Source organism: Microvirga sp. KLBC 81 (assembly GCF_003075415.1).
In the GTDB taxonomy this organism is placed as follows: Bacteria; Pseudomonadota; Alphaproteobacteria; order Rhizobiales; family Beijerinckiaceae; genus Microvirga.
In genome coordinates this window covers 1-7,704 of sequence record NZ_QDAH01000143.1, presented here as the reverse complement: position 1 = coordinate 7,704, position 7,704 = coordinate 1, and the positions used below count along the sequence as shown (strand labels likewise).

5 protein-coding genes and 1 pseudogene are annotated in these 7,704 nt (G+C 62.9%); 1 reads left to right on the top strand and 5 read right to left on the bottom strand.

The features are described from left to right. Nucleotides 1-97: 97 nt before the first annotated feature. A pseudogene (locus DC522_RS31705) lies at nucleotides 98-577 on the bottom strand (transposase); the annotation flags it as partial. A gap of 421 nt (nucleotides 578-998) precedes the next feature. Here DC522_RS31705 and DC522_RS31695 point away from each other — a divergent pair. Further along, nucleotides 999-1,388, top strand: a complete 390-nt coding sequence (locus tag DC522_RS31695; protein ID WP_116532436.1) for a cupin domain-containing protein — start codon at nucleotides 999-1,001, stop codon at nucleotides 1,386-1,388. A gap of 365 nt (nucleotides 1,389-1,753) precedes the next feature. On the opposite strand, the gene DC522_RS31690 is transcribed toward DC522_RS31695, so the two are convergent. From DC522_RS31690 to DC522_RS31675, 4 genes are read right to left on the bottom strand one after another with little or no spacing between them, the layout of a single operon-like run. Continuing rightward, nucleotides 1,754-3,616, bottom strand: coding sequence for an ABC transporter ATP-binding protein (locus DC522_RS31690; protein WP_116532435.1), 1,863 nt, complete (start codon nucleotides 3,614-3,616; stop codon nucleotides 1,754-1,756). 18 nt (nucleotides 3,617-3,634) lie between these two features. Then, nucleotides 3,635-4,567, bottom strand: coding sequence for an ABC transporter permease (locus DC522_RS31685; protein WP_116532434.1), 933 nt, complete (start codon nucleotides 4,565-4,567; stop codon nucleotides 3,635-3,637). Then, nucleotides 4,533-5,492: an ABC transporter permease gene (locus DC522_RS31680; RefSeq protein ID WP_116532433.1), complete on the bottom strand. Its 960-nt coding sequence runs from the start codon at nucleotides 5,490-5,492 to the stop codon at nucleotides 4,533-4,535. The genes DC522_RS31685 and DC522_RS31680 overlap by 35 nt, the downstream gene beginning before the upstream one ends. Nucleotides 5,493-5,532: 40 nt before the next feature. Then, nucleotides 5,533-7,326, bottom strand: coding sequence for a peptide ABC transporter substrate-binding protein (locus DC522_RS31675; protein WP_116532432.1), 1,794 nt, complete (start codon nucleotides 7,324-7,326; stop codon nucleotides 5,533-5,535). Nucleotides 7,327-7,704 lie beyond the last annotated feature (378 nt).

Sequence of the window (7,704 nt, the reverse complement as noted above, 5' to 3'; positions counted from 1 at the left end):
AACAGCCTCATCCTGAAATTCTTTCGTAAAGCGTGTCTGGGGCATGGAGATCCTCCTGCTTCATGAGAGGCTCTCCATCTTTTCGGAGCAAGTCCAGACTGAGCCCGCGGGGCAGCCGGACGCCGAATACCACCGCCAGACCGCGGATCTGGTTCTCCAAGGTGACGCGCTGCCCGACCAGCTTCTTGCGGGCGATGATCAGGGCACGCACCGCATGGGCTGGCAGCGATTTGACATGCACGGGCTTGAAGAAGCCGGTTCGGGCGAGATGCGCCAGCCCGCGGGCATCGTTGCGGTCGGTCTTGTGGGTCGCCAGCGACTTCAGCGCCTGGTAGGCCTGCCGGCTCTCGATGCAGATCACCGGCAGCCCGAGCGCGGCAAGTCCGTGGAAGAGCATGGGTGCCATACGGCCGGTCTCAAGCACGATCTTCTCGCAGGCAGGTACCGTCTCCAGCACGGCGGCAATCGCTTCTGGCGTGCTGGAGGCCTTCGCCTCCAGAACAACACATCCGTCTCGCTCGACCACGCAGATGTGGGTCTCATGCATCGAGACATCTAAACCAGCGTAGTAGTCCATGGCTGCTCTCTCCTGTGCACGTGGCCAGCCGATGCTATCAGCATCCAGGGGGATGCCGCCCCATTACCCAATGTTGAAAAAGGCGGCAACGGCCATTTTTCGCATGATCAACATGCAAGATGATGGGCCTGACCTGGTACGTTGTCGCCATTAATAGATCGGTTAAGTGGGGCTGGGACTTTTTCAACAAAATCTGCCATTTTCGGACCTTTGCTGAAGTAGGTGATGGCCAAGTGCCCGCGGCGTTGCGCACGACCACGGACGAAGAAACGGATCGGACCGTGGAAGCGGGTTGCTAGGTGTGGCAAGACATACAGGTGGAACTCGATCGGTGGGTTCTGCGGGCTATCTCCAAAAGGCATCCGGCGAGCGCCTCGTCTGGTATGGTAACTTCCCTCTCCCAGCTGCAGGAGGATGCTCCATGGCCTTTGCAACCAAACGGCTTGGCACGCTCCCTGACGCTACTGCCCCCGATGGTTCTGAAGTGCGGGTCCTGTGCAGCACAAGCCGGGGCAGCCTAGCCCATTTCACGCTGCCGCCGCATGCGGTCTCAAGAGCAATGGCGCATCATACCGTTGAGGAGGTCTGGTACTTTGTCTCGGGCCGCGGGCAGATGTGGCGCCGCTGGCATGAACGCGAAGAGATCGTAGACGTGGAGCCCGGCGTCGCCATCACAATCCCGGTTGGAACCCACTTCCAGTTTCGCTCTGTTTCGCACGAACCGCTAATGGCGGTTGGGACAACCATGCCGCCTTGGCCGGGCGAAGGCGAGGCGTTTGCCGTGGACGGGACCTGGGAGTCAACCGTTTGACGAGTTCCGGGAAGCCTCGCCTTTCACAACGGCATCGGAGGAAGCGGCAGAGCCGTATTCGTTTGCGTGATGGTCCGAATTAATGGCGCCTGATTGCCTTGCAATACTCTGGCCAACACTCTGACGGTCACGTCCGGGTCAGGCACTGATGTTCCTCAACCTTTCGGAACGTCTGGTTACGTGAGGATTGCTGCCATCAGGCTTTAGTCTCAGGAGTGCCAGAAGCGGACCTTTGATTGGCTTCGAACCCAGTCAGTGCCGACCGGACAAAAAGATTGCGTTAGGCCTGGATGCGATCTGCCGTCAGGCTGGGATTGGCAACAGCAAGGGCAGCCCCCTCCGACCGCACCCGACGGCTCGAGCGGTCAGCCGGCGAACGTTCCCTGAAGATCCTTGGCCAGCATCGGGTCATTCCACTCCTCGCCCCAGACCTGGACGACATGGCCCGGCGACACCTCCCGGTACAGGCGCTCCGGCGGGAGGTAGTCGACTGACCTGATGGGGCTCTTGATATCGCCGTCCGAAACCCGATGGCGGCTGCCGCGTCGCGCCGGGTCGGGCACCGGGACGGCGGCAAGGAGGCGCCGGGTGTAGGGGTGCTGAGGGTTCTCGAGAATCGCGCTGCGCGGCCCAATCTCGACGATCTCGCCGAGATACATCACGGCGATGCGGTGGCTCACGCGCTCGACGACCGCCATATCGTGGGAGATGAACAGAAAGGCGAGGTGCAGATCCGCCTGCAGGTCGAGCATCAGGTTGACAACCTGGGCCTTGACCGAGACGTCCAGCGCCGAGACTGCTTCGTCCGCCACGATGACTTTCGGCCCCACCGCAAGAGCTCGCGCGATCGCGATGCGCTGCCTCTGGCCGCCGGAGAACTCGTGCGGGAAGCGCCTGGTCATGTCGGGCGAGAGACCGACCCGGCTCAAGAGATCGGCGGCGATCTCACGCGCCTCGTGCCGCGTTGCGAGCTTATTGATCAGAAGAGGCTCGGCGATCGCGGTGCCGATCGTCATGCGAGGATCGAGGCTTGCGAACGGATCCTGGAAGATCATCTGGATGAGCCTGCGGCGCTGCTGCAGCTCGCGGGGGCTGAGCCCCATCAAGTCCTCACCGTCGAGCCGGACGGAGCCGGCGAGCGGCTCGATCAGCCGCATGACGGAACGTCCCGTCGTCGACTTGCCGCATCCGGATTCGCCAACCAGCGCCAGCGTCTCGCCGCGAGCGAGGCTGAACGAGACGTTCTCAACCGCGTGAACCCGTCCGCCCACCCGGCCGAACAGGCCGGACCGCAGATCGAAGCGCGTCGTCAGGTCCTTGACTTCGAGCACGGGCCGTGTCGACGGCACGATCGTATCCGGCGTCTCGACGGCGGGCTCCAGGATCCCGGTCGCACGATCGACGACAGGAAGGCGCATTGGATGTTGTCGCCCAGCCATCGAGCCGAGCACCGGCACGGAGGCGATGAGCGCGCGCGTGTAGCCCTGGCGTGGCCTGGCGAAGATCGTCTCCGTGGACCCGCTCTCGACCGCTTCGCCGTCGAGCATCACAACGGTTCGGTCAGCAATCTCGGCGACGACACCCATGTCATGGGTGATGAAGAGGACGGACATGCCCTCCTCATCCTGGAGGCTCTTGATGAGGTCGAGGATCTGCGCCTGAATGGTCACGTCCAGGGCGGTCGTCGGTTCGTCGGCGATGAGAAGCTTCGGCCGGCAGGCGAGCGCCATGGCGATCATGACGCGCTGGCGCATGCCGCCCGAGAATCGGTGAGGGTAGTCGTCGAGACGGGCTCTTGCATTCGGGATGCGCACCTTCTCCAGCAGGCGCACCGTCTCCGCGTCGGCCTCTGCCCGCGAGAGACGCCGGTGCAGCATCAGCGCTTCCGCTATCTGAAAGCCGATGGTCAGCACGGGATTGAGGCTGGTCATCGGCTCCTGGAAGATCATGGCGATGTCGTCGCCACGAACGCGGCGCATCTCGGCGTTCGGCAATCCCAGGAGATCACGGCCTTTGAGGAGCACCCGCCCCGTGACCCGGCTCGTATCGCGGGGCAGGAGGCGCATGATGGAAAGGGCCGTCACGCTCTTGCCGGAGCCCGACTCGCCCACGATGGCGACGGTCTCTTTCGGCCCAATCGAGAAGGATAGGTTGCGCACGACGGGGCGCCACGCACCCTCGACGCGGAAGGCGGCGGTGAGTTCCTGAACATCGAGGATCGATTCCATCACGCTCCAGCCTGCTCTCTAGATGATGCGTCGCGGGTCGAGCGCATCGCGCAGGCCGTCACCGACGAAGTTGATTGACAGGACAGTGAGGAAGATCGCGGCTCCTGGAAAAAGCGCCCAGTGGGGAGCAAACTCAAGATGATCCTTGGCGTCAAAAAGGATGCGTCCCCACGTGGGAATGTCCGGTGGGAAGCCAAGGCCGAGGAACGAGAGGGTCGACTCCGCGATAATTGCCGTCGAGACCTCAATCGTGCTCGCTACGATCACAGGTCCGAGCGCGTTTGGCAGAATGTGACGCATCACCTGATGCCACCGGCTCGCGCCTTGGGAGCGCGCCGCCTCGACGAATTCCTTCTCCCGCAGAGAGAGGAACTGCGCCCGCACCAAGCGAGCCACTGGCATCCAGCGCAAGCCTCCGATCACCAGCACGATCACGACGAAGACACCGCCCTCTAGGCCGAACACAGCCTTGAGCCGGTCGCGGAAGAGATAGATGACGAGAAGCAGGAGCGGCAGTTGCGGCAGCGACAGGAAGAGGTCGGTAAGCCACGTCAGAAAGGAGTTGGCGATGCCGCGGGACATGCCGGCGACCGCGCCGATCACGACCCCGACGAGGGTCGCGATGATCATCGCGGCGAATCCAACCGCAAGCGAGATGCGCCCGCCATAGATCATGCGCGCGAGCAGGTCCTGGCCCAGGTCGTCGGTGCCAAACGGATGAGCGAGGGACGGGCCCTGCAAGGTTGCCGCGAAGTCGATGTCATTGATTGCGACGGGCCAGAGCAGGGATCCGAACATCACGCCGAGGCACATCAAGCTCAAGATGAAAGCCCCCGCCACCGCCAGCCGGTGGCGACGGAACCGCCGCCAGGTCTCGCTGCCCCGTGAGGCGGAGCGAGCAACCGGGGAAGCCGCTTTATCGGAAAGAGATGCGGGGATCGAGCCAGCCATAGAGCACATCTGCGAGGAGGTTGAAGAATACGACGAGGCAGGCGAAGACGAAGGTTACCGCCATGACGACCGGGGTGTCATTCGCGAGCATCGCGTTGATGAGAAGGGATCCGATGCCGGGCACCCGGAAGATCTGCTCGGTGACGATGGCGCCGCCGAAGACGGCGGGCATCTGCAACGCCACGAGGGTGACCACCGGGATGAGGGCGTTGCGCGCAACATGGCGCAGCGTCACGGTCCGCTCGGGCAAGCCCTTAGCGCGTGCCGTGGTGACATAGTCCAGCCGAACCACGTCCAGTACCGCCGCGCGCACGTAACGAGTGTAGGACGCTGCCTGAAACAGGCCCAGGACGAGGACCGGCATGAGTGCCTGCCGGGCGTGCTCCCAGTACCAGCGCCAGCCAGTCTCCGGGATGTCGGCCCTGTAGACAAACGGCAGCCAGTCGAGCTTGATTGAGAAGATCAGGATGAGGAGCAGTCCCGTGAAGAAGGTTGGCAGCGAGAACCCGACAAAGGCGAGGGTGTTCGCGATCTGGTCGAACACGGAGTAAGGACGGGTCGCGGCATAGATCCCGACGGGCAGCGCGATGGCGAGCGCTAGAATTTGGGACGATCCGATGACGAAGAGCGTGGTGGGCACACGCTGCAGGATGAGCGTGTCGACGTCGACGCGGCTCGCGAACGAGAAGCCCCAGTCACCCTGCGCCATCGCGGCAAGCCAGCGCAGGTAGCGCACCAGAATGGGGTCATCAAGCCCGAAACTCTCGCGCAGGTTCGCCCGCACCTCAGGCGGGATGTTCGGGTTTGTCGCAAGCTCGCTGAACGGGTCCCCGGGCGCGAGCGCCAGCACTGTGAACAGGATGAGGCTGATCCCGAGCAGGCTCGGGATCGCCACGAGGAGGCGCCTGATCACGTAATCCGTCATCGGGCGCCCTCGTATCTGCCAGTCCGTGTCACCTGAGGGATCATGCCTCGCGGTACCAGCTGTTGAGCGTCCACAGGTCGGCGTCCCAGCCGCTGTAGTTGGGCACCAGCGTGTTGCTGCAGGCAGCCGTTCGCGTGCGGGAGATGATCGGCAGGATCACGTTCGCGCTGCAGAAGATGTCGTTCATCTTGATGAAGAGCGCAGCACGCTTGACCGGATCGAGCTCCTTCTGCGCCGCCCGGTAGGCTTCGTCGGCCGCCGGATCGACATAGCGCGAGATGTTTCGCCCCTGCCACTTGTTCTCCTTCGTCGCGACCTCCCACGAGACGAACTGATTGAGGAACCGCTCCGGATCAGGTTGCGGCTGCGTCGTCGTGTACATCTCCATGTCGCAATAGAGCTTCGTGTAGGTGTCCGGATTCGCGACGTCCGACGAGAAGAACACGGTCGCCGTCACGGACTTGAGCTCGAGGTCGATGCCGGCCTTCTGGCAGGCCTGCTTGATGATCGCCTGCGTCTTCTGGCGAGGCGCATTGATCGAAGTTTGGAAGACGTACTTGAGCTTTTTGCCGTCCTTTTCGCGGATCCCGTCTGCGCCTTGTTTCCAACCGGCTTCGTCGAGGATCTTGTTCGCCTTGTCGATATTGAACTCGTACTTCATGTTGGGCGAACGGAACTGCTCCGGAGCATTGACGAAGTTCGCCGTGGCCGTGCCGCCGCGGCCGTAGATGAACCGCTGGATCGAGTCCCGGTCGATGAGCAGGTTGATGGCTTGGCGCACCGCCGGATCGGTAAGCGTGGGGTGCTTCGACTTAGCGTGCGAGCGCTCGCCGTCGATCTCGGTCCAGGGATCGGTGGTGTTGAGGATGATGAATTCCAGATCGCCGCTCGGAACCGTGATGACCTTGCCGCGCCCACCCGTCTCCATGCGCTTGAGGATATCGTCCTCGACCTGCATGTTCCAGGCGTAGTCGAACTCACCGGTCTGAATCACCGCCCTAGCCGCCGAGACGGCATCCCCACCGCCTTTGATCTCGATCGTATCGAAATGGGGTTGACTGGGGATGTGGTAATCGGGGTTGCGCTCGCCGCGCAGGATGTCGCCAGGCTTGAAGTCGACAAACCTGTAAGGCCCGGTTCCGACAGGCTTGAGGTTGGCTGGCGCCTCGCGGGATTTGGCGCCTTTATACTCCGCGAAGACATGCTTCGGGATGATCATGCCGACCACGCCGACGAAGGGGTCGGCCCAGAACGGCGTGGGCTGCTTAAAGACGAGCCGGACAGTATGGTCGTCTACCTTCTCGACGGTTTTCAAGCTGGTGTAGGAGCCGCTCGTCGTGGCGGCGGTCGCCGGATCGATCGCATACTCCCAATTGAACACCACATCGTCGGCGGTGAAGGGCTGGCCGTCGTGCCATTTCACGCCGCGCTTGAGCTTCCAGGTGACGCTAGTGCCGTCCGCAGAGAGCCCGCCGTTCTCGCGGCTCGGGATCTCGGCTGCGAGAAACGGGATGAGGTTGCCGTCCTTGTCCCAGCCGGCGAGCGGCTCATAAAAGACCCGGGAGCCGTTCTGGTCCTTGGTTCCCGTCGCGAAATGCGGGTTGATAAGGGTGACAGCTTGCCAGAACAGGAGCTTGAGCGGTCCGCCGCCGCCGGCCTTGGTCGGCTTGTAGGCTGGTTGGGTCTGCGCGAAGGCAACGCCTGCCTGAGCGAGCAGCATGCCTGCCATCGGAGCCGTAAACCCGACCGACGCCATCCGGGCGATGAAGCCGCGGCGCGACATGCGCCCATCCTTGACGGCGCCAATTAATGACCGAAGCTTGTCTTCTTCCATGGAGTTCTCCCTGCGCGCGGACAGCTGGCCGACCAGCCCTCGCCTTTTCTAAGGCAACTCATGCGCCAGGTACCCCCGGGCGCCGTGCACCCTATCCTGAGCAGCATTCACTCGACTTGCAATAGGGTTCGAGCCACCAACTCAGCGGCCTCCTCGCACCCATAAGGCTGTTGCCGTTAACCGTCTTGGCCTCGGACCGGCTGCCTCGTGATCCCGCGCCAGACCAGCGACCCGCTCCAGCGCGAACAAGGAGCACGGCAGAAAAGCCCCTAAGATCTCGCTCTGCGAGCGAGGCCCGCTTGGCTCTGTCGCGAATTTTCGATGTTGACAGAAAGAGGGCTATTCCGCCCGTAGGCCTCACGCAGCCAATCTGTTGAA

Excerpts from the sequence above, each read along its gene's own strand:
- DC522_RS31695 (WP_116532436.1), top strand. The coding sequence starts at position 999 with ATGGCCTTTGCAACCAAACGGCTTGGCACGCTCCCTGACGCTACTGCC.
- DC522_RS31690 (WP_116532435.1), bottom strand. The coding sequence starts at position 3,616 with ATGGAATCGATCCTCGATGTTCAGGAACTCACCGCCGCCTTCCGCGTC.
- DC522_RS31685 (WP_116532434.1), bottom strand. The coding sequence starts at position 4,567 with ATGGCTGGCTCGATCCCCGCATCTCTTTCCGATAAAGCGGCTTCCCCG.
- DC522_RS31680 (WP_116532433.1), bottom strand. The coding sequence starts at position 5,492 with ATGACGGATTACGTGATCAGGCGCCTCCTCGTGGCGATCCCGAGCCTG.
- DC522_RS31675 (WP_116532432.1), bottom strand. The coding sequence starts at position 7,326 with ATGGAAGAAGACAAGCTTCGGTCATTAATTGGCGCCGTCAAGGATGGG.